This window comes from Micromonospora sp. RTP1Z1, assembly GCF_033804685.1.
In the GTDB taxonomy this organism is placed as follows: Bacteria; Actinomycetota; Actinomycetes; order Mycobacteriales; family Micromonosporaceae; genus Micromonospora.
In genome coordinates, this window is the sequence record NZ_JAPFQV010000080.1 from 1 (window position 1) to 21,266 (window position 21,266).

The following is a 21,266-nucleotide window of genomic DNA, read 5'->3' on the forward strand; positions in this document are numbered from 1 at the left end:
CCGCCGCGTAGTTCAGCACCTCCGCCATGTCCTCCTCATCGAGGAACGGCAGGTCGGTGAGGATGTCCGTGACGGACATGCCCTCGGCCATCATCGCCAGCAGGGTGGCGACCGGGATCCGGGACTGCCGCACGCAGGGCGCACCACCCATGACGTGGGGTCGACGGTGATCCGGGGGAACGTCACCGCGACAGGTCAGCCCTTCGCCAGCGCGCGGGAGATGACCAGGCGCTGGATCTGGTTGGTGCCCTCCACGATCTGCAGCACCTTCGCCTCCCGCATGTACCGCTCGACCGGGTGGTCGGCGACGTAGCCGGCCCCACCGAGCACCTGCACCGCGTCGGTGGTCACCCGCATCGCCATGTCGGTGGCGAAGAGCTTCGCCTTCGCCGCCTCGATCGAGTACGGCCGGTCGGCGTCCCGCAGCCGGGCGGCGGCCAGGGTCAGCGCCCGGGCCGCGGAGATCTGGGTGGCCGCGTCGGCGAGGCTGAAGCCGAGCCCCTGGAAGTCGATGATCGCCCGGCCGAACTGCTGCCGCTCCCGCGCGTACCCGACCGCGTAGTCGAGGGCGGCCTGGGCCAGCCCCACCGCGCAGGCGGCGATGCCCAGGCGGCCGGAGTCCAGCGCGGACATGGCGATGGTGAAGCCCATTCCCTCGCCGCCGATCAGCCGGTCGGCGGGCACCCGGGCGTCGTCGAAGGCGATCTGGGCGACCGGGGAGGAGTGCAGCCCCATGGTCCGCTCGGCGGCCTGCGGGTGGATGCCGGGCGTGGCCCGGTCCGCCAGCAGGCAGGAGATGCCCTTCGGCCCGGGGCCGCCGGTGCGGCAGAAGATGTTGTAGAAGTCGGCGACCCGGGCGTGGGTGATCCACGCCTTGGTGCCGGTCACGACGTACGCGTCGCCGTCGCGGACCGCCCTGGTGGTCAGGGCGGCGGCGTCGGAGCCGCCCTGCGGCTCGGAGAGGCAGTACGCGCCGAGCAGCTCCCCGCCGATCATGTCGGGCAGCAGCTTGCGCTGCTCGTCGGTGCCGAACTGGGCCACCGGGTAGCAGGACAGGGTGTGCACGCTGACCGCCTCGGCAACGGCGAGCCACCGGCTGGCCAGGATCTCCAGCACCTGCAGGTAGACCTCGTACGGCTGGGCGGCGCCGCCGTGCTCCTCGGCGTACGGCAGGCCGAGCAGGCCGGCGCGGCCCAGGGTGCGCAGCACCTCGCGGGGAAACTCGGCGCGCTCCTCGAAGCCGGCGGCCTTCGGCGCGAGCTCGCGGTCGGCGAGTTCGGTGGCGAGGTCCAGCAGGTCGTGGGCCTCGTCGGTGGGGAGGATCCGGTCGACAGTCATAGCGCGATGAGCTCCGTGGGGGTGGTGTTGAGCCGTTGCACGCCGTCCGTTGTGCAGACGACGATGTCCTCGATCCGGGCGCCGTGCCGCCCGGCCAGGTAGATGCCGGGTTCGATGGAGAACGCCATGCCGGCCTCCAACGGACGGGCGTTGCCGGAGACCACGTACGGCTCCTCGTGCCCGTCCAGGCCGATGCCGTGGCCGGTGCGGTGCAGGAAGGCGCCGCCGTAGCCCTCGGCGGCGATGAGGTCGCGGGCCACCGCGTCGACCGCCTCGGCGGTCATCCCGGGGCGGACGGCGTCGACCGCCGCGCGCTGCGCCTCGTGCAGCACCGTGTAGTAGTCGGTGAAGTCGGTCGGGGCGGGGCCGCCTGCGACGTACGTGCGGGTGCAGTCGGAGCGGTAGCCGGACGGCATGGTGCCGCCGATGTCGACCACCACCGGCTCGCCGGCGCCGATCGGCCGGTCGGAGGTGCCGTGGTGCGGGCTGGCGCCGTTCGGCCCGGCGGCGACGATGACGAAGTCGACGGTCACGTGACCGGCGGCGCGGATCGCGGCGGCGATGTCGGTGGCCACCTCGGCCTCGGTCCGGCCGGGGCGCAGCCACTCGCCCATCCGGGTGTGCACCGCGTCGATCGCCGCGCCGGCCTCGGCCAGGGCCGCCACCTCGGCGGGCGACTTGCGGATCCGCAGCTCGCGCAGCACCTCGCCGGCGAGCCGTTGGGCGGCGGCGGGCAGCGTGGCGCGCAGCGCGAGGACCTGCTCGGCCCACATCCGGTCGGCCAGCCCGACGGCCGTCACCGGGCCGGGCAGCGCCGCGCGGACCAGCGGGTACGGGTCGGTGCCGTCGGCGTGGTCGACGATGCGTACGCCGGTGGCGGGGGCGGGGGACGCCTCGGCGGCCGGGCGTTCCAGAACCGGCACGATCAGCGTCGGCTCACCCTCGGCGGGCAGCACCAGGCAGGTCAGCCGCTCCCCCGCGTGGGCGTCGTACCCGGTCAGGTACCGCAGGTCGGAGCCGGGGGTGAGCAGCAGCGCGTCCAGCCCCGCGGCGGCGGTGGCGCGTTGCGCGGCGGTCAGCCGGTCGGCCGGGTACAGCTCGTCTGTTCCCACCCGCCCAGCTTAACGTTCGTTCGGGTGCCGGCCCATCCCGGTCGGCGGGCTCAGTGCCGGCGCCAGGCCACCGCGCCGACCGCGGCGCCGGCCAGGCCTGCGGCCGTGACGAGACGGTGCCGGGACAGCCAGGCCTGCGGGCTGTGGCTGTGCGCCCGGTCGGTGAAGTCACCCCGCGCCCCGAAATCCTGGCCGGCCGGGCCGTCCGCCGGTTGCCACAGGTTGCTCGGCTGGTTCGGGTCGGCCGGCTGGGAGGTCTGCTGGGAGTTGTACCCGGTCCGGGCCAGGTACCGGTCGAGCAGGCCGGGGATCAGCCGGTTGCCGAGGATGGTCAGCGCGGTGGGCGCGCCGACCCAGTACTCCCGCCGCCCTGGGCGGTCGGCGGCGGCCACGATCGCCCGGGCCGCGACGATCGGCTCGTAGATCGGCGGTACCGGCTGGGCGTGCCGGGGCAGCCGGGACAGCAGCCAGCCGAACTGCGGGGTGTTGACCGCGGGCAGGTGCACCATGGTCACCTTGACGTTGCTCTTGTCGTGCAGCAGCTCGCAGCGTAACGACTCGGTGAACCCGACGATGGCGTGCTTCGCCCCGCAGTAGGCGGCCTGCAGCGGAATGCCCCGGTACGCCAGGGCCGATCCGACCTGCACGATGGTCCCCCGGTCGCGCGGCGCCATGTGCGACAGCGCTACCCGGGTGCCGTGCACGTAACCGAGATAGCTGACCTCCGTCGTCCGCCGGAACTCCTCGGGCCGGATCTCCTGGAACGGGGCGAAGACCGAACTGAAGGCGTCGTTGATCCACAGGTCGATCGGTCCCAGTTCGGCCTCGATGCGCTGCCCGGCGGCGGCCACCTGCTCGTAATCGGCCATGTCCACCTCGACCGGGAGGGCCCGGCCGCCGGCCGCGCGTACCTCGTCGGCGGCGGCGTCGAGACCCGTACGCCCGCGGGCCAGCAGGGCAATGGCGGTGCCCCGCCGGGCGAGCAGCTGGGCGGTGGCCCGCCCCACCCCGGCGCTGGCCCCCGTGATCACCGCTACCCGCATATCCTGCCGCTTCCGGCCCATGTCACCCCTCCCGGTCTCGTTCGTCCTCTCCGGCAGTACCCCCAGCCGGCCGTGCTAGTCAGGACCGTCCGGGCGAGTGTGCGCGTCGGGCAACCGGGGCGCGCTGGTCGGCCCGGAGGGCAGGCTGTGCGCCCCTGGCTGGGCGGACCTCCACCTTGTCGCAGACCACCACGAGGACCCGCCCGGTCTGGTGGTGCACCTCGCGCGCCCTCATCGTCGCCCTCCCGTCACGCGCGTCCAGTGATCGGGGGTGCGGCGCCCTCGCCGGACGGTCCACCGCCCGGGATGGCGGGCCGCGCGGAGGTCCAGCACCGTCCAGCCGCCGGCGATCGCCGTGTCGAGCAGGGCGATGCGACGCTGCCGGCGGTCGACGGCGGCGAGCGCCAGCGCGCTCGCCGCGTGCAGCACGTCCGCCGCGGCGCCGGCGGTGAGCACTGCCGGGGTCGGCCGGCGCAGGGTCACCGCCGCCTGGGCCAGGTGTCGGACGCCGAGCACCCGCAGCGTCGCCACCGCGAGCCCGCTCGGACGGCCCCACTTGCCCAGAACCCGGCGCGGCACCAGGGTCAGGGTCGCGCCCCAGGCCAGCCGCGCGAGAGCGCTGGTGCGCCACACCGGCGCCGCGGTCGTCGCGTCCATCGCCCCGCTCCTCTCCCCGTCGGCTCACGCCACCCGGTAGGTCTCCGCCTCGGCCGCCCGCAGGTCGAGGCCGTTGCCCGGCTGGTCGAGCGGCACCACGGTGGCGCCTCCGGTGGGTGGCGGGCGTCGGCCCGCCGGCCGGACGGTCGATGGCGGGAAACAGGGCTCTGCCCCTTCCTCGGACGGCCCGGGCGCGGCCTGACGTCTCGGCAGCTACCCGCGCCAATCGGTGGCAAACGTGCGAGCTGGTGACTTTTCCGGCACAGGGCGATAATGCCGGCGACTCGCCGGACCGGCAGCCGGTCGGCGCCGGGTCCGGGTGACCAGCCAACGCCGACCTGCGGTCCTACCGAGCTGCGGCGGTGCCCCTACTCGACCGCCACCGGATGCTGGGCGGACTGCTGCCCGTCGACGCGACCCGATCAGCCGAGGAGATCGCCGCGACGGCGCTGGTGTGACCCCGGCCCGTACCGTCGGCCATTCCTCCATGTGGCTGCGGGCTGCCACGATGGGCACGTGATTCGCTTCGTGCTGAACCTGTTGTGGCTGATCTTCGGCGGCGGGATCGTCCTCGCCCTCGGCTACGGGTTGGCCGCGCTGGTCTGCTTCGCCCTGGTGGTCACCATTCCGTTCGGGGTGGCCTCGCTCCGCCTCGCCGCGTACTCGCTGTGGCCGTTCGGCCGCACCCTGGTGCCCAGACCGGGTGCGGGGATCGCCTCCGGAGCCGCGAACGTGCTGTGGGTGCTGCTCGCGGGCTGGTGGCTCGCTCTCTCCCACCTCGTCGCCGGCCTCGCCCTCTGCGTCACGATCATCGGGATCCCGTTCGGCGTGGCGAACTTCAAGCTCGTGCCCGCGGCGCTCTGGCCGCTGGGCCAGGAGGTCGTCGAGTCGCCGTGAGCCGCTGGCGCGCACGTACCGCTCGTGCGGGGGACGCCCCGCGCCCGGGCCGCCGGACCGCGGCGACGGCCACGGCCGTCACCAGCAGCAGCACTGCGCTCAGCGGTGAGTCGTGCAGCACGAACAGGTTCGTGACGACCGCACGGGCGAGGAGCACGACCAGGCCGAGGGCGGTGTAGCGGGGACGCCGCCGACTTCATCAAGAGCTGACCCCCGACATGGAGATCAAGTTAGCCTAGGCTAACCTCAGCTAGATTCTCGGGAGGTTCCATGCTTCGTACCAGACGGGTGCTCGCTGCCACCGTGGCCGCCGGCGCCCTGCTCGCCTTCAGCTCTGCCTGCGCTTCCGGCGGTGATTCCCCGGGTGGCAAGCAGACGCTGACGCTCTACAACGCACAGCATGAGGATCTGGCGAAGGCGATGGTGGCGGACTTCACCAAGGAGACCGGCATCAAGGTCAACATCCGGTCCGGCAAGGACTTCGAACTCGCTAACCAGCTCGTGCAGGAGGGCACGAAGTCGCCGGCCGACGTGTTCATCACGGAGAATTCCCCGGCGATGAGCCTGGTCGCGAGCAAGAACGGGTTCGCCAAGGTCGACCAGGCGACGCTCGACCAGGTCCCGGCCGGCTACCGGCCGTCCGACTCGACCTGGGTCGGCTTCGCCGCCCGGGCCACGGTGCTGGTCTACAATCCGAGCCAGTTGCCCGCCGCGCAGCTGCCGAAGTCAATCATGGACCTGGCGGATCTCGCCTGGAAGGGCCGGTACGGCGTCGCCGCCGCCGGCGCGGACTTCCAGGCGATCGTCAGCGCCGTGTTGGCCGCGAAGGGTACCGACGCGGGTACAGCCTGGCTGAACGGCCTGCAGAGCAACGCTAAGGTCTACCCGGGCAATGGGGCCATCCTCAAGGCGGTCAACGCTGGCGAGATTCCAGCCGGGGTGATCTACCACTACTACTGGTACAAGGACCGCGCCGAGGCTGGCGCCAACAGCAAGAACACCGAGCTGCCGTTCTTCGGCAACCAGGACCCCGGCGCGTTCGTCTCACTGTCCGGTGCTGGCGTCACCAGGGCCAGCAAGCACCAGGCCGAGGCGCAGCAGCTGGTGAGGTACCTGACCGGCAAGCGGGGCCAGCAGGTGTTGGCCGACAGCACCGCGCTGGAGTACCCGGTCGCCAGCGGCGTACCGGCCAACGCCAAGCTCAAGCCGCTCAGCGAACTGGGCGCGCCGACCATCGACCCGGCGAAGCTCAACGGGCCGCAGGTGGTCGAGCTGATGCAGCAAGAGGGCCTGCTGTGACATACGCGTCACGACGAACGGCAGTGAGCCGGCCGGCGGCATGACAGCATCTGCCGTCGCCATTCGCCGGTGGGGGGCGCGGGCCCGCGCCTACCCCACCGGCGTCGCCGCGTTCTCGCTCCTCGTCGCGCTGCTCGCGCTCGTGCCGCTGTTCTTCGTGGCCTGGTTCTCGGCCAGCGTCGGATTCGACGAGGCCCGCCGGCTGATCTTCCGGCCCCGGGTCGGCGAGCTGCTGCGCAACACGGTGACGCTGACCGTCGCGACCACCCTGCTGTGTGCGGTCGTCGGCACCGGCGCCGCCTGGCTGGTCGAGCGGACCAGCCTGCCCGGCCGCCGGCTGTGGCACGTGCTGTTGGCGGCGCCGCTCGCGGTGCCGGCATTCGTGAACAGCTTTGGCTGGGTGTCGCTGACCGCCAGCGTCCAGGGGTACGCGGGAGCGGTGCTGGTGGTGACGCTGTCCTACTTCCCCCTCGTCTACCTGCCCGTCGCGGCGACGTTGCACGGCCTCGATCCGGCCCTGGAGGAGTCCGCCCAGGCGCTCGGGCACGGGCCGGTGCGGACCTTCGCCCGGGTGGTGGTGCCCCAACTACGGCCGGCGATGCTCGGCGGGATGCTCCTCGTCGGGCTGCACCTGCTCGCCGAGTTCGGCGCTCTGCAGATGCTCCGCTTCCCGACCTTCACCACCGGCATTTACGAGCAGTACCAGGCCACCTTCGGCGGACCGGCGGCCACCATGCTGGCCAGCGTCCTGGTCCTGCTCTGCCTGCTCCTGCTGCTCGCCGAGCTGTGGATGCGCGGTCGCCACCGGTACGCTCGGCTCGGCTCCGGCGCGGCCCGCCCAGCCGCCCGCGTCCAGCTCGGTCGGTACACGCCGCTGGCCCTCGGAAGCGTGGCCGGACTGACCGCTCTTGCCCTCGGCGTGCCGCTCGGCAGCCTGCTCTACTGGCTCGCCATCGGTAGCTCGACCACGTTCCCGCTCGGCGAGCTGGCCACCGCCGCGCTCACCTCCGTCGGGCTGGGCGCCGCGGGCGCCGTCGTGACCACTCTGCTGGCCATCCCGGTGGCCTGGCTCGCCGTACGTCACCGCTCCCGGTTCAGTACGGTCGTCGAGCGGAGCACCTACTTCGGTCATGCCCTTCCGGGCATCGTCGTGGCCCTGGCCCTGGTAACGATCTCCATCCGGTACGCCCAGCCCATCTACCAGACGACGACCCTGCTGATCGTGGCCTACGCCGTGCTGTTCCTGCCGCTGTCGATGGTGAGCGTCCAGTCTGCTCTGGTGCAGGCGCCGCCCAGCCTGGACGACGCCGCGCGGTCACTGGGCACCGGTCGGCTGGGCGTGCTGCGGCGGGTGACCCTGCCGCTGGTCGCCCCCGGCCTCGGTGCGGGCGCCGCGCTGGTCTTCCTGGCCGTGGTGACCGAGCTGACCGCCACGCTGCTGCTGGCGCCGATCGGCACCACTACCCTGGCGACCCAGTTCTGGAGCAACAGCGACAGCATCGCCTACGGCGCCGCCGCCCCGTACGCCGCTCTCATGGTGGGGATCTCGATACCGGCGTCGTACCTGCTGACCCGGTTTTCGAAGAAGGTGACACCCCGATGACGGAACTGACCGTGCAGGCAGTGACCAAGGCGTACGGCACCGTAGACGTCCTGCGCGGAATCGATGTCAGCGTGCCGTCCGGCACGTTGACCGCGATCCTCGGTCCGTCCGGCTGCGGGAAGACAACCCTGCTGCGCATGATCGCCGGTTTCGATCGCCCGGACACCGGCGAGATCGTCATCGGCGAGAACACAGTCGCCGGCGGCGGGCAGTGGGTCCCCCCGGACCGCCGCGGCGTCGGGTACGTCGCCCAGGAGGGTGCCCTCTTCCCCCACCTGGACGTCGCCGCCAACATCACCTTCGGCCTACCTCGGGTCGAACGCCGGGCCGGGCACCGGGTGGCGGAACTGCTCGAACTCGTCGGGCTGGACGCCGGCCTGGCCCGGCGCCAGCCGCACGAGCTCTCCGGCGGCCAGCAGCAGCGGGTCGCCCTGGCCCGGGCGCTAGCCCCCCGGCCGGCCGTCGTCCTGCTGGACGAGCCGTTCTCGTCGCTGGACGCGGGCCTGCGGGACGAGACGCGGCGGGCTGTCGCCGAGGCGCTGGCCGCCGCCGGCAGCACGGCCATCCTGGTCACCCACGACCAGGCCGAGGCACTATCGCTGGCCAGCCAGGTGGCCGTCATGCGCAGCGGTCGGCTCGCGCAGATCGGCAGCCCGAGCCAGCTCTACCACACCCCGGCCGATGCCGCGGTGGCATCGTTCGTCGGCGAGGCCATGGTGCTGCCGTCGAGCGTTCGGGACGGGGTGGCCACCTGCGCGCTTGGCGAGCTCCCGGTAAACCCCGACTGCGCCGACGGAGCCGCGCAGGTGGTGATCCGGCCGGAGCAGGTACAGCTCGTCGAGCCACACCTGGGCGGCATCCGAGCCACCGTCGCCGAGGTCCGGTTCTACGGCCACGACGCGGCCGCGACCCTCACGCTTGCCAATGGCGGTCAGATCACTACCCGACTGACCAGCACCGAACTGCCAGCGGTGGGTAACCCCGTGACGGTGCGGGTACGCGGGACGGTCCCCGCCTATCCGCAATCCACCGTCGGCGCGGCCGAGCCCGTCGGCATCGAGCCCAGCGCGGTCGGTTAGCCCCGGCAACGCGGGCAGTGGGCTCGCGACTTCTTCCTTTGATCAGTACCAGCGAGCAACCAACCTGATCTCGTCTTCGAGGTAGGCGGCGAAATAGTTAGGTAAGGCTTGCCTTAAGATACTCCCCGTGACACCCCCCTTCGACCTTCTCTCCCACACCAGGGCGGTTCCCTTCGCCCGTGACCTGGCCGCATATGGCGACCGGACCGCGCTGATCACCCCTGATGGTGAGATGTCCTACCGCGAGCTGGCCGCGCGGGTGGAGTTGACCGCCACCCGACTCGGGCGGGAACGACGGCTGGTGCTGCTCGCCGGTGCCAACACCGTAGAGTCCGTCGTCATCTACCTCGCGGCACTCGCGGCCGGTCACCCAGTCCTGCTGATCCCCGGCGACCACCCAGACGCCATCGAATCCCTGGTCGCGGCGTACGACCCGGATGTCGTCGCACGGCCGTCCGGGAGACAGTGGCTGCTCGACGAGCGGCGTGCTGTTTCGAGGCACACCCTGCACCCCGACCTCGCGCTGCTGCTCAGCACCTCCGGATCAACAGGTTCGCCGAAGCTCGTACGGCTGTCGCACGAGAACCTGCAGAAGAACGCGGAGTCCATCGCCGAATACCTCGACATCCGCGTCGGCGACCGCGCCGCCACGACGCTGCCCATGCACTACTGCTACGGCCTTTCCGTAATCAACAGCCATCTCGTGCGCGGCGCCGGGTTGATCCTCACCGACCTCTCGGTCGCTGATTCCTGCTTCTGGGATCTGTTCCACGAAAGTCGCGGCACCACCTTCGCTGGCGTGCCGTACACCTTCGAACTGCTCGACCGGATCGGTTTCGCCACCATGCGCCTGCCTCACCTGCGCTACGTCACCCAGGCCGGGGGTCGGCTCGCGCCGGAGCGTGTCACGCACTACGCGGCGCTCGGACAGCGCAACGGCTGGGAACTGTTCGTGATGTACGGCCAAACCGAGGCGACGGCCCGGATGGCGTATCTGCCGCCGAGTCTCGCGCCGGCTCATTCGCAGACGATCGGCGTCCCGATCCCGGGCGGGTCCTTCCGCCTCGAGGCGCTCCCCGAGCACCCGGGCCCGGACACCGGCGAACTCGTGTATACCGGGCCCAACGTGATGCTGGGCTACGCCGAGAGCCCGTCGGACCTGCGCCTGGGCCGCACCGTTGACGAGCTGCACACCGGGGATGTCGCCCGGCGTACGGCCGACGGGTTGTACGAGGTGATCGGCCGCAGGAGTCGCTTCGCGAAGATCCTGGGTCTGCGGATCGACCCGCAGCGTATCGAGGCGCTGCTCGATCGGCACGGCCTGCACTCATGCTGCGTCGGTGCCGACGGCGAACTGATCGTCGCAGTGCAGGGCGACGGCGACGCGGCACACATCCGGCGGCTGGTGGCGCGGGAGTGCGCGATCCCGCCACGGGCGATCCGCGTGTGCTTCCTCACCGAACTTCCCCGGCTCGTGACGGGCAAGCCGGACTACGGCGCCGTACGGGTAATTGCGCTTGCCACCGACGGCGCACGAGCGGTCCCCACCGACGCGGCCAGCGTGCCGCCGCCGGCCGCGGCACCGGTCGACCTGTGCCAGCTCTACGCCGAGATCCTCGACCGGGCCGACGTCACGGAGGACAGCAGCTTCGTAAGCCTCGGCGGGGACTCGCTGTCCTACGTCGAGATGTCGCTGCGGCTCGAACAGGCGCTCGGCCATCTGCCGGCGGGTTGGCACACGCTGCCGATCCGCGACCTCCACCCGCCCGCGCAACCAGCCCGCACCCGACGGCGGGCGCTGGAGACCAGCGTGGCGCTGCGCGCCCTGGCGATCGTCGCCATCGTGGGCTCGCACATCCCGCTCTTCACTGTCAAGGGCGGTGCCCACGTGCTGCTGGGGCTCGCCGGATTCAACTTCGCGCGCTTCCACCTCACCGGCGCCGACCGCCGGGAACGCGCCCGACGCCTCTGCGGCAGCATCGCCCGGGTCGCGCTGCCGACCATGACCTGGATCGCCGTAGCGCTTCTGCTCACCGACGACTATCGACTGACGAACGTCTTCCTGCTCAACAGCATCCTCGGTCCCGACGACGGCCGCTCGGAATGGCACTTCTGGTTTATCGAGGCGCTCATCTACATCCTGCTCGCCCTGGCCGGCGTCATGGCGGTACCCCTCGTGGACCGGGTGGAGCGACGTTTCCCGTTCGGGCTACCCGTAGCTCTCATGACCCTTGGGCTGCTCACCCGCTACGACCTGCTCCGTCTCCGCGCCCACGTCCCCAGCTCATCAGCCGTCGTGGTCTTCTGGCTCTTCGCGCTCGGCTGGTCCGCGGCCAAGGCGCACACCGTATGGCAGCGACTGTGCGTGACCGTCGCAATCGTGGCAACCGTCCCGGGCTTCTTCGGCCAGCCCGAACGGGAGGCGGTCATCATCGGCGGATTGTCGTTGCTGGTATGGGTACCGACTGTGCCGAGCCTTGCCGCACTCAACCGCCTCGCCGGGGTGCTCGCCAGCAGCTCCCTGTACATCTACCTCACCCACTGGCAGATCTACCCACGCGTCGAGGAGCACTCTCCCCTGTTGGCACTGATCGCCTCACTCGCCGTCGGCATCGCCTGCGCGTCAGTGGCGACGCGCGTGATGCGGTCGCTCTCCGCCCTGTGCCAACGCCTGCCTGATCAGGTGCCCCGAGCGCAGCGCTGGCGTTCCACCAAGCAGCGTCTCTGGTTTCCTATGTGATCCTCGGCAAGCCGGACGTCCGGCCGGGTGGCTGCCGTGCAGCGCGCGGATCCGGCCGACCAGCGCCGGCGCCCGGCGCACCGGGTAGGCGACCGCCTCGGAATCGGACCAGACCAGGCTCCGGCGGGGTGGGGGTGTCGTCGAGGTGCGCCATCCGCAGTATCCGGCGGTACGGGGACATCGACGCTGCTCAGCCGCCCTCTGCCCACCTGCCGCCAGGTATCCGCGCCGGTTCGTGCGGCACACACCCTGGCCAGGCACTTCTTTGAGGACTTGAAGTAAGCCATGTTTTGTTACGTCGCCGTTATTGACGTGACCGCTGTCACTTCGATTGACTGCGACGGAACCGCTTCCGCAACCGGTTCCGCAACACCCCCGCCATCCCTGCGATCCGGGAGCGTCACGTGCCGATCACCATCGCCGACGTCGCCACCCGGGCGGGCGTGAGCAAGACCACCGTGTCGCGGGTGCTCAACGGCAAGGGCGAAGTGGACGGCCGGACCGCGGACCGGGTGCGGGCCGTCATCACCGACCTGGGCTACGTGCCGAGCGCCCGGGCCGTCGGGCTGGCCCGCGGCCGCACCCGGGTGGTCGGCATGCTGGTGCCCGCCCTCACCTGGCCCTGGATGGGCGAGGTGCTGCAGGGGGCGGTCGACGTGGTCGAGACCGAGGGGTACGGCCTGCTGCTGTTCACCTGCAACCGGGGTGACGAGTCGATGCGGCGGTTCGCCTCCCAGGTCTCGGCGAAGTCCTTCGACGGGCTGCTGGTGGTCGAGCCGGAGGGCACCTTGGACTACATCACCGCCCTGCACGAGCGGGGCCTACCGGTCGTGCTCATCGACGACCGCGGCCACCAGCCCGGATTCCCCTCGGTCCGCACCACCAACGAGTCCGGCGCCGGCGCCGCCGCCGCGCACCTGCTGGCGCTCGGTCGACGTCGCCCGCTGGTCGTCACCGGCCTGCGCCGGTTCGGCTGCACCCGCGAGCGGCTCGACGGCTTCGCCCGCGGCTACGCCGACGCGGGCCTGCCGATCGACCCCACGCTGGTGGTGGAGGGCGACTTCACCTTCGAATGCGGCCGGGCGGCGGTGGAAGGCCTGCTCGCCGCCGGCGTGCCGTTCGACGCCGTCTTCGCCCACAACGACCTGTCCGCCGCCGGGGCCCTGCAGGCCCTGCGCGACGCGGGCCGCCGGGTGCCGCAGGACGTGGCGGTGGTCGGCTTCGACGACCTGCCCCTGGCCGGGCACACCCACCCGCCACTGAGCTCGGTACGCCAGCCGTTGCGGGAGATGGGCGCAGCGGCCGCCCGCTCGCTCATCTCCCACTTCGCGGGCGCACCCCTGCCCGACCAACCGACCGTCATCCCGACCAGCTTCACCGTGCGCGCCTCGACCACCGCCACCTGACCCCGCTCCCACACCACCGGCCGGGCCCGCCCCGACCGGCGGCGGCACCGCACACCCTCCACCCACCACCGTCCGCTCCCCCAAGGCGGGAGCACCGAGGGAGACCACCATGAGAAGACGACAGTTCGTCGCCATCGCGCTGGCCGGCGCGGTGACCCTCGCCGGCTGCGGCGAGACCGCCAACACCAAGGCCCGCGACAACAAGGGCGGCGCGACGGTGCTCAACGTCGGCATGCCCAACGGCCCGCAGACCGAGAACCACAACCCGTTCCTCACCACCTCCTCGGCGTCGTCGCTGGGCTACCGCTGGCAGCTCTACGAGCCGCTGATGATGTGGAACCCGGTCAAGCCCGCCGAGCCGTTCAAGCCGTGGCTGGCCACCAAGGCGGAGTGGAGCCCCGACTACACCTCGGTGAAGGTGACCGTCCGCGACAACGCCACCTGGTCGGACGGGAAGCCGGTCACCGCCGAGGACGTCGCGTTCACCTACAACCTGATCAAGGAGAACGAGGGTCTGAACCAGTACGCGACGCCGTACAAGTCGGCGTCGAGCAGTGGCAACGAGGTGACCCTCACCTTCGACTCCCCGCAGTTCGTCAACCAGCAGAAGGTCCTGGCCCAGGTCCCGATCGTGCCGAAGCACGTCTGGTCCACGATGAAGGACCCCACCACCGACATCGACAAGAACCCGATCGGCAGCGGCGCGTACACCCTGAAGTCGTTCACCCCGCAGACCACCACGCTGTCGGTGCGCACCAGCGGCTACTGGCAGGAGCTGCCGAAGGTCAAGGAGCTGCGCTACACCTCGTACACCGACAACAACGCGCAGACCACCGCCCTGGCCAACGGCGAGTCGGAGTGGAGCTTCGTCTTCATCCCGAACGTCAAGACCGTCTTCGTGGCGAAGGACGAGGCGAACCACAAGGTGTGGGCGCCGCCGGTGCTCGGCATCCACGGCCTGTACGTCAACACCACCAAGAAGCCGTTCGACAACCCGGCGCTGCGCCGGGCGATGAGCATGGTGATCAACCGGGACGACATCTTCAACCAGGCCGAGGCCGGCTACTTCCACCCCCTGGTGCGCAGCGTGACCGGACTGCCCAGCCCGGCCGGGGACGCCTACATCTCCGCCGAGTACAAGGGCAAGGACCACAAGGTCGACGTCGAGGGGGCGAAGAAGACGCTCACCGACGCGGGCTTCACCTACTCCGGCAGCACCCTGCGTGACCCGTCCGGCAAGCCGGTCACCCTCACCCTCACCGACCCGGCCGGCTGGTCGGACTACCAGACCAGCCTGGAGATCGTGAAGGACAACCTGTCGAAGGTCGGCATCGTGGCCACCGTCGACAAGGCCAACCAGGACGCCTGGTTCCGCAACGTGGAGGAGGGCAAGTTCGACGCCACCTTCCGGTGGACCAACGGCGGCGCCACGCCGTACGACATCTACCAGACGGTGATGGACGGCCGGCTGCTCAAGCCGGTCGGCAAGGCCTCCCCCGCCGGCAACTTCGGCCGCTTCAACAACCCGGAGGCCACCGCGGCACTGGCCGCGTACGCCAACGCCACCGACGACGCCGCGCGGACCGCGGCGCTGGCCACACTGCAGAAGGTCTTCGTCGAGCAGGCGCCGATGATCCCGGTCGGCGCGGACAACGTCGGCGCGGCGTACAGCACGAAGAACTGGACCGGCTGGCCGGACGACGCGAACGCCTACGGCGCGGCGCAGCCGACCCAGCCGAACGCGGCCGACGTCGTGCAGCACCTGAAGCCGGCGGGTTCCTGCCCGGAGTGGTCCGGGCGGCGGGGCGCGCCGCCCGGACCACCGGCGACCCCCTCTTCCGAGAAGACAGGAACCCGGCATGACGACCCCCACCAAGGACGCCCCGGTCGTCCGCGAGGAGGTGCTGGAGGCGGTCGGCCTGACCAAGCACTTCCCCGTGAGCAGGCGGCTGCGGACCCTGCTGACCCGCACCCGACCGACCGTGCACGCGGTCGACGACGTGCACCTCACCCTGCGCCGCGGCCGCGTCACCGCCCTGGTCGGTGAGTCCGGCTCCGGCAAGTCGACGGTCGCCCGGCTGCTCGCGCAGCTCTATCCGCGCACCGCGGGCACCGTCCGCCTGCACGGCGAGCCGGTCACCGTCCGCGGTGGTCGGCCCTTCCGGGCGTACGCCCGCCGGGTCCAGCTGATCTTCCAGGACCCGTTCGCGTCGCTGAACCCGGTGCACACCGTGCGCTACCACCTGACCCGGGCGCTGCGCATCCACGGCAACGCCGGCCGTACCGCCGCCGACCTCGACGCGGCGCTGGCGAAGCTGCTCGAACGCGTGGCGCTCACTCCGGCCGAGCGCTACCTGGACAAGTTCCCGCACGAGCTCTCCGGCGGGCAGCGGCAGCGGGTGGCGATCGCCCGGGCGCTCGGCGCCGACCCGGACGTGCTGCTCGCCGACGAGCCGGTCTCCATGCTCGACGTCTCCATCCGGCTCGGCGTGCTGAACCTGCTGCGCGACCTGAAGGAACGGCTGCACCTGGCCATCCTCTACATCACCCACGACATCGCCTCGGCCCGCTACTTCGCCGACGAGACCCTGGTGATGTACGCCGGGCGCCTGGTGGAAGGCGGCGACAGCGAGACCGTCACCCAGTCGCCCGCCCACCCGTACACCCGGCTGCTGATCGACTCGGCGCCCGACCCCGACCAGATCACCGGCGACGCCGTGGCCGCCGGGCGGGAACGCGGCGACGGCGAGCCGCCCAGCCTGATCCGGCCGCCCGCCGGCTGCCGGTTCCACCCGCGCTGCCCGGCGGCCATGCCGCGCTGCGCCGCGGACCTGCCACCGCGGCTGGAGGTCGGCGACCGCCCCGACCACTGGGCGGCCTGCTGGCTCTACGACCCGGCCACCGTCGACGACGCGCGGGCGGTGACCCGATGATCTACCTGCTGCGCCGGCTGGCCTTCTACCTGTTCACCGCGTGGGCGGCGCTGACCATCAACTTCTTCATCCCCCGGATGATCCCCGGCGACCCGGTCAAGTCGCTGATCTCCCGCTACCAGGGGCAGCTCAGCACCGACGCGATCAAGTCGCTGTACGTGCTGTTCGGCATCGACTCCCACGACAATCTCTGGGACCAGTACCTCGACTACTGGAAGCAGTTGCTCCACGGCGACCTGGGGTTGTCCTTCACCGCGTTCCCGGCGCCGGTGTCCGCGGTGATCGCCGACGCGCTGCCGTGGACGCTCGCCCTGGTCGGGATCACCACCCTGGTCAGCTTCACCCTCGGCACCGGCCTGGGCGTGCTGGCCGGCTGGCGGCGCGGCTCCTGGGTCGACGGGGTGCTGCCGGCCACCACGTTCCTGTCCTCGGTGCCGTACTTCTGGCTGGGGCTGGTCGCGATCGCCCTGCTGGCCGGCCCGGGCAGCTTCTTCCCCTCCTCGGGCGGCTACGAACCGGGCCTGGTGCCGGCCCCGGACACGATCTTCCTGGGCAGCGCGGTGCGGCACAGCCTGCTGCCCGCCGCCACCATCCTGATCTCCTCGATGAGCGGCTGGATCCTCAGCATGCGCAACATGATGGTGACCGTCGCCGCCGAGGACTACATCACCGTGGCGCACGCCAAGGGCCTGCCGGAACGAAGGGTGGCGCTGAACTACGCCGCCCGTAACGCGTTGCTGCCCAACGTGGCCGGCTTCGCGCTGTCCCTGGGCTTCATCGTCGGCGGCACCCTGCTGGTGGAGATCGTCTTCTCCTACCCGGGGCTGGGCTTCCTGCTGTTCCGGGCGGTCGGCGCCAAGGACTATCCGCTGATGCAGGGCATCTTCCTGGTCATCACGTTCTCGGTGCTGGTGGCGAACCTGCTCGCCGACGTGGCGTACCTGCTGCTCGACCCGCGTACCCGCAAGGAGGGTTGAGGCGTGACCATTCCCACCTCCAGCATCGAGCAGGTCATCCCGAAGCAGGGGGCGATGGCCCAGCCCTCCGCCGCCCCCCGGCGCCGACGGTGGCGCTTCGTGGCCAACGGCAAGGCCGCCACCGGGCTGGCCCTGGTCGCCGGGTACGTGCTGCTCGCGGTGATCGGCCCGTGGATCGCCCCGTACGACCCGGACGCCCGCAGCGACGCCCTGCTCCAGCCACCGTCGGCGCAGCACTGGTTCGGCACCACCCACCTCGGCCAGGACGTGTTCAGCCAGATCCTGGTCGGCGCCCGCGGGGTGATGCTGGTCGGGCTGACCGCCGGGGTGGTGGCCACCGTGCTGTCCATCCTGGTCGGGGTCACCGCCGGCTACCTGGGCGGCTTCTCCGACGACGGCCTGTCCGCGCTGTCCAACGTGTTCCTGGTGATCCCGGCGCTGCCGCTGATCATCATCGTGACGTCCACCATCACCGACGCCGGCGACCTGGTCGTCGCGCTGGTCATCGGCCTGACCTCGTGGGCGTGGGGGGCCCGGGTGCTGCGCGCGCAGACGCTGTCTCTGCGCCGGCGCGACTATGTGGAGGCCGCCCGGGCCACCGGCGAGACCACCTGGCGGATCATCGGGTTCGAGATCCTGCCGAACCTGACCGCGATCATCGCCTCCGGATTCGTCGGCACGGTCATCTTCGCGGTGATGTCGGAGATCACCCTGGCCTTCATCGGCATCTCGTCGGTCTCGTCGTGGAACTGGGGCACCATCCTGTTCTGGGCGCAGAGCCAGCAGGCCCTCGCCCAGGGCGCCTGGTGGTGGTTCGTGCCGGCCGGGTTGGCCATCGCGGTGCTGGGCACCGCGCTCGCGCTGATCAACTTCGGCATCGACGAGTTCGTCAGTCCCCGGCTGCGCAGCGCCGGCCGGACCCGGGTCCGCACCGCGGACGGGCACGTGGTCCGGATGCGGGTGGGCTTCACCCCCGTGCTGGCGCGGCCCACCGCCCCACCACCCCCACGACAGCGCCACGAAGGAGGGTTCCGATGAGCGCGCCGGTGCTGGAGATCAGGAAGCTCTGCGTCGACTACGGGTTGGGCGACGAGGCGGTGCACGCCGTCCGCGAGGTCGACCTCACCCTGCACCGGGGCGAGGTGCTGGGGCTGGCCGGGGAGAGCGGCAGCGGCAAGTCCACCCTGGCGTACGGGCTGACCCGGCTGCTGCCGCCGCCCGGGGTGATCAGCGGCGGTGAGGTGATCTACCACCCCGCCGACGGTTCGCCGGTGGACGTGTTGTCGCTGTCCCCGGCGCGGCTGCGGGCGTTCCGCTGGGCCGAGACGTCCATCGTGTTCCAGGGCGCGATGAACTCGCTCAACCCGGTGCACAAGGTCTCCACCCAGCTGCTCGACGTGATCAAGGCACACGAGCCGCGTACCACGGCGGCGGCCCGGCTGGCCCGGGCCCGGGAGATGCTGCGGCTGGTGGGAATCGCCGCCGACCGGCTGGACAGCTACCCGCACCAGCTCTCCGGCGGGATGCGGCAACGGGTGATGATCGCCATGGCGCTGGCGCTGGAGCCGCAGGTCGTCATCATGGACGAGCCCACCACCGCCCTGGACGTGGTGATGCAGCGGCAGATCCTCGGCCAGCTCGCCGAGCTGCGCGACCGGCTCGGCTTCGCGGTGCTGTTCATCACCCACGACCTGTCGCTGCTGGTCGAGTTCTCCGACCGCATCGCCATCATGTATGGCGGCCGGATCGTCGAGGAGGCGCCCGCCGGCGAGCTGTACCGGCGGGCGCTGCACCCGTACACCGACGGGCTGCTGCACTCCTTCCCGGCGCTGCGCGGCCCTCGCCGCGAGCTCACCGGCATCCCCGGCTCCCCGCCGGACCTGCGCGCCATGCCGACGGGGTGCGCGTTCCACCCCCGCTGCCCCCGGGCCTTCGCACCCTGCGACGCCGAGCTCCCACCGCTCGGGCCGCCCGGTGACGACGACCCGGGGCGCGCCGTCGCCTGCTGGCTGCACCCCGCCGCCGCGGCGGTCCCCCGGTGAGCCGTCGCGGCCCGACCGGCCCGGCGACCACCCCCGATCCCGACCCATTCGCGACCGCGAGGAGAACCATGGACAGCGAGAGCACCGCCTCGGCCACCACGGGGCAGGCCGACCCGATCGACACCCTGCCGCCGACCTTCCGCTGGGGCGTGGCGACCTCGTCGTACCAGATCGAGGGCGCGGTGGCCGAGGACGGCCGCACCCCGTCCATCTGGGACACCTTCTGCCGGGTACCGGGGGCGGTGGCCAACGGGGACACCGGCGACGTGGCCTGCGACCACTACCACCGGATGCCGCAGGACGTCGCGGTCATCGCGGACCTGGGGCTGGACACGTACCGCTTCTCGGTGGCCTGGCCGCGGGTGCAGCCCGGCGGGCGCGGGCCGGCCAACCCGGCCGGGCTGGCGTTCTACGACCGGCTCGTGGACGAGCTGCTCGGCCGCGGGGTCGACCCGTGGGTCACGCTCTACCACTGGGACCTGCCGCAGGAGCTGGAGGACGCCGGCGGCTGGCCGCTCCGGGACACCGCGTACCGCTTCGCCGACTACGCGGAGCTGGTCTTCGACGCCCTCGGCGACCGGGTGAAGACGTGGACGACCCTGAACGAGCCGTGGTGCTCGGCGATGCTCGGCTACGCCTACGGTGCGCATGCGCCGGGTCGCCGTGACCTGGACGACGGCATCGCCGCCGCACACCACCTGCTACTCGGGCACGGCCTGGCGGTCCAGCGGCTGCGGGCGACGGCCACCGGACCGGTGGACCTGGGCATCACCGTCAACCTGGCCACCGCCGACCCGGCCACCGACAGCCCGGCCGACCGGGACGCCGCCCGGGCCGCCGACGGGCTGGGCAACCGCCTCTACCTGGACGCGCTGGTCCACGGCCGCTACCCGGAGGACGTGGTGGCCGACCTGGCGCGCGAGGGGGTGCGCATCCCGGTCGTCGACGGCGACCTGGCGATCATCTCCACGCCGTTCGACGTGCTGGGCGTCAACTTCTACTTCGGTCAGCTCTTCTCAGGAGTGGACGAACAGGGGCGGGAGCGGGACGACGCCGGCCGGCCGGTGCAGCGGGTGGTCCGGCGGGACCTGCCCCGCACCGCGATGGACTGGGAGATCGTCCCGGAGTCCTTCACCGAACTGCTGGTCCGGCTCAGCCAGGACTACCCGGGCGTGCCGATGGTGATCACCGAGAACGGGGCGGCGTTCGACGACCGGCCCGACGCCGACGGTTTCGTCGACGACGACGACCGGGTGATGTACCTGACCGAGCACCTGCGGGCGGTGGCCCGGGCCCGGCTGGCCGGGGCGGACGTACGCGGCTACTTCGCCTGGTCGCTGCTGGACAACTTCGAGTGGGCGTACGGCTACGACAAGCGGTTCGGGATCGTGCGCGTCGACTACGACACCCAGCGGCGCACCCCGAAGCGCAGCGCGCTCTGGTACCGCGACACGGTCCGGCGGGTGCGCGGCGAGCGGTGACCGGCCGCGGGGCGGCCGTCCGGGAGGGCCCGGGCGGCCGCGCGCCCCGGCCGTACCCGTCGGGCATCGAGATGCTGGCCGGTCCCCCGGACGCCGCCTGACCTCAGCGCATCCCGGCGAACACCGCGTCGGCCTCGGCGCGCGCGTCCGCCTCGAAGGCGTCCCGCGGCACCGCGATCACCCGTCGGGTCAGCAGGCCCCGGAAGAGCCAGTAGCCGGCCGTCTCCCGCAGCGGCCGCAGGGACTCCCAGCGGTGCCGCGTGGAGACGCCCGCGAGGGACACGGTCATCCCGTCGTCGGTCAGCTCGTACCCGATCTCCGCGGCCGGCCCACCGGCCGCGAGTCGCCGCCAGACGCGCCGCAGCGACAGCTCGAAGAAGAGCGGGACGGCGACCAGCAGGGCGACGAGCAGCACCGCGCCGGCCGCCGGTCTGAGGAGCAGCGCGCCGAGCCCGATCAGGAGGGCTGCCGCCCACATCCTCAACAGTCGTCCCTTTCCGGACGTCCACACCAGTCGGCGGTAGGCGGGGTAGTCCAGCGCCGCCCGGCCCTCGATTCGCACGTCGTCCTCCTGTGCTGGGCACGGCTCGCGTCCTGCGGCGGCCGTGAACCACATCCTGCCGCAGGGCTTTCGATGTGAAACGCGCGGGGCGAGCGCG

Annotated in this window: 17 protein-coding genes and 1 pseudogene; 12 read left to right on the forward strand and 6 right to left on the reverse strand. The window is 71.8% G+C overall.

Translation table 11 applies throughout. The features are described 5' to 3' along the window. The 5 genes from SLP03_RS28125 to SLP03_RS28145 form a co-directional block, all read right to left on the reverse strand. A partial coding sequence (locus SLP03_RS28125) for a DUF433 domain-containing protein (protein WP_319463686.1) occupies window positions 1-151 on the reverse strand: 151 nt, incomplete at its 3' end. Window positions 152-195: 44 nt separating this feature from the next. Further along, complete coding sequence (locus SLP03_RS28130) at window positions 196-1,338, reverse strand: acyl-CoA dehydrogenase family protein (protein WP_319463663.1); 1,143 nt, start codon at window positions 1,336-1,338, stop codon at window positions 196-198. Beyond that, window positions 1,335-2,450 (reverse strand): Xaa-Pro peptidase family protein, encoded by a 1,116-nt coding sequence (locus SLP03_RS28135; protein WP_319463664.1) that lies wholly within the window; start codon window positions 2,448-2,450, stop codon window positions 1,335-1,337. Before SLP03_RS28135 ends, SLP03_RS28130 begins: the two co-directional genes overlap by 4 nt. Before the next feature lie 50 nt (window positions 2,451-2,500). After that, window positions 2,501-3,514, reverse strand: a complete 1,014-nt coding sequence (locus SLP03_RS28140) for an SDR family oxidoreductase (protein ID WP_319463665.1) — start codon at window positions 3,512-3,514, stop codon at window positions 2,501-2,503. 210 nt (window positions 3,515-3,724) lie between these two features. Beyond that, entirely contained in the window at window positions 3,725-4,150 is a 426-nt protein-coding gene (locus SLP03_RS28145) for a hypothetical protein (protein WP_319463666.1), read from the reverse strand. A 516-nt stretch (window positions 4,151-4,666) separates the two neighbouring features. On the opposite strand from SLP03_RS28145, the gene SLP03_RS28150 reads away from it, so the two are divergent. From SLP03_RS28150 to SLP03_RS28205, 12 genes and pseudogenes are all read left to right on the forward strand, one after another. Next, window positions 4,667-5,047, forward strand: a complete 381-nt coding sequence (locus SLP03_RS28150; protein WP_319463667.1) for a YccF domain-containing protein — start codon at window positions 4,667-4,669, stop codon at window positions 5,045-5,047. A gap of 270 nt (window positions 5,048-5,317) precedes the next feature. Next, window positions 5,318-6,346, forward strand: coding sequence for an iron ABC transporter substrate-binding protein (locus SLP03_RS28155; RefSeq protein ID WP_319463668.1), 1,029 nt, complete (start codon window positions 5,318-5,320; stop codon window positions 6,344-6,346). 40 nt (window positions 6,347-6,386) lie between these two features. Continuing rightward, window positions 6,387-7,949 (forward strand): iron ABC transporter permease, encoded by a 1,563-nt coding sequence (locus SLP03_RS28160; protein ID WP_319463669.1) that lies wholly within the window; start codon window positions 6,387-6,389, stop codon window positions 7,947-7,949. Beyond that, the gene (locus SLP03_RS28165) at window positions 7,946-9,028 is read left to right on the forward strand and encodes an ABC transporter ATP-binding protein (protein ID WP_319463670.1); all 1,083 of its coding nucleotides are present in this window, start codon (window positions 7,946-7,948) and stop codon (window positions 9,026-9,028) included. Before SLP03_RS28160 ends, SLP03_RS28165 begins: the two co-directional genes overlap by 4 nt. Before the next feature lie 127 nt (window positions 9,029-9,155). Next, window positions 9,156-11,768: an AMP-binding protein gene (locus SLP03_RS28170; RefSeq protein WP_319463671.1), complete on the forward strand. Its 2,613-nt coding sequence runs from the start codon at window positions 9,156-9,158 to the stop codon at window positions 11,766-11,768. Between the two features lie 404 nt (window positions 11,769-12,172). Next, complete coding sequence (locus SLP03_RS28175) at window positions 12,173-13,174, forward strand: LacI family DNA-binding transcriptional regulator (RefSeq protein WP_319463672.1); 1,002 nt, start codon at window positions 12,173-12,175, stop codon at window positions 13,172-13,174. 109 nt (window positions 13,175-13,283) lie between these two features. Next, window positions 13,284-14,945 (forward strand): annotated as a pseudogene (locus SLP03_RS28180) (ABC transporter substrate-binding protein); the annotation flags it as partial. A gap of 88 nt (window positions 14,946-15,033) precedes the next feature. Then, window positions 15,034-16,107 (forward strand): ABC transporter ATP-binding protein, encoded by a 1,074-nt coding sequence (locus tag SLP03_RS28185; RefSeq protein ID WP_319463673.1) that lies wholly within the window; start codon window positions 15,034-15,036, stop codon window positions 16,105-16,107. Next, window positions 16,104-17,084, forward strand: coding sequence for an ABC transporter permease (locus SLP03_RS28190; RefSeq protein ID WP_319463674.1), 981 nt, complete (start codon window positions 16,104-16,106; stop codon window positions 17,082-17,084). The genes SLP03_RS28185 and SLP03_RS28190 overlap by 4 nt, the downstream gene beginning before the upstream one ends. A 3-nt stretch (window positions 17,085-17,087) precedes the next feature. Next, window positions 17,088-18,122 carry an ABC transporter permease gene (locus SLP03_RS28195; protein WP_319463675.1) on the forward strand — a complete coding sequence of 345 codons (1,035 nt, stop codon included), beginning with the start codon at window positions 17,088-17,090 and terminating at the stop codon, window positions 18,120-18,122. Then, window positions 18,119-19,126: an ABC transporter ATP-binding protein gene (locus SLP03_RS28200; protein WP_319463676.1), complete on the forward strand. Its 1,008-nt coding sequence runs from the start codon at window positions 18,119-18,121 to the stop codon at window positions 19,124-19,126. Before SLP03_RS28195 ends, SLP03_RS28200 begins: the two co-directional genes overlap by 4 nt. Before the next feature lie 68 nt (window positions 19,127-19,194). Further along, a complete protein-coding gene (locus SLP03_RS28205) occupies window positions 19,195-20,607 on the forward strand; it encodes a GH1 family beta-glucosidase (protein WP_319463677.1) in 1,413 nt (470 codons plus the stop codon). Window positions 20,608-20,710: 103 nt separating this feature from the next. Here the strand turns inward: SLP03_RS28205 and SLP03_RS28210 are convergent, their stop codons facing one another. After that, entirely contained in the window at window positions 20,711-21,169 is a 459-nt protein-coding gene (locus tag SLP03_RS28210) for a YcxB family protein (protein ID WP_319463678.1), read from the reverse strand. Between the last annotated feature and the right edge of the window lie 97 nt (window positions 21,170-21,266).

Bases quoted from the DNA above. Each gene is read 5' to 3' on its own strand.
- SLP03_RS28130 (WP_319463663.1), bottom strand. From the start codon at position 1,338: ATGACTGTCGACCGGATCCTCCCCACCGACGAGGCCCACGACCTGCTG.
- SLP03_RS28140 (WP_319463665.1), bottom strand. From the start codon at position 3,514: ATGGGCCGGAAGCGGCAGGATATGCGGGTAGCGGTGATCACGGGGGCC.
- SLP03_RS28145 (WP_319463666.1), bottom strand. From the start codon at position 4,150: ATGGACGCGACGACCGCGGCGCCGGTGTGGCGCACCAGCGCTCTCGCG.
- SLP03_RS28155 (WP_319463668.1), top strand. From the start codon at position 5,318: ATGCTTCGTACCAGACGGGTGCTCGCTGCCACCGTGGCCGCCGGCGCC.
- SLP03_RS28160 (WP_319463669.1), top strand. From the start codon at position 6,387: ATGACAGCATCTGCCGTCGCCATTCGCCGGTGGGGGGCGCGGGCCCGC.
- SLP03_RS28165 (WP_319463670.1), top strand. From the start codon at position 7,946: ATGACGGAACTGACCGTGCAGGCAGTGACCAAGGCGTACGGCACCGTA.
- SLP03_RS28185 (WP_319463673.1), top strand. From the start codon at position 15,034: ATGACGACCCCCACCAAGGACGCCCCGGTCGTCCGCGAGGAGGTGCTG.
- SLP03_RS28190 (WP_319463674.1), top strand. From the start codon at position 16,104: ATGATCTACCTGCTGCGCCGGCTGGCCTTCTACCTGTTCACCGCGTGG.
- SLP03_RS28200 (WP_319463676.1), top strand. From the start codon at position 18,119: ATGAGCGCGCCGGTGCTGGAGATCAGGAAGCTCTGCGTCGACTACGGG.
- SLP03_RS28205 (WP_319463677.1), top strand. From the start codon at position 19,195: ATGGACAGCGAGAGCACCGCCTCGGCCACCACGGGGCAGGCCGACCCG.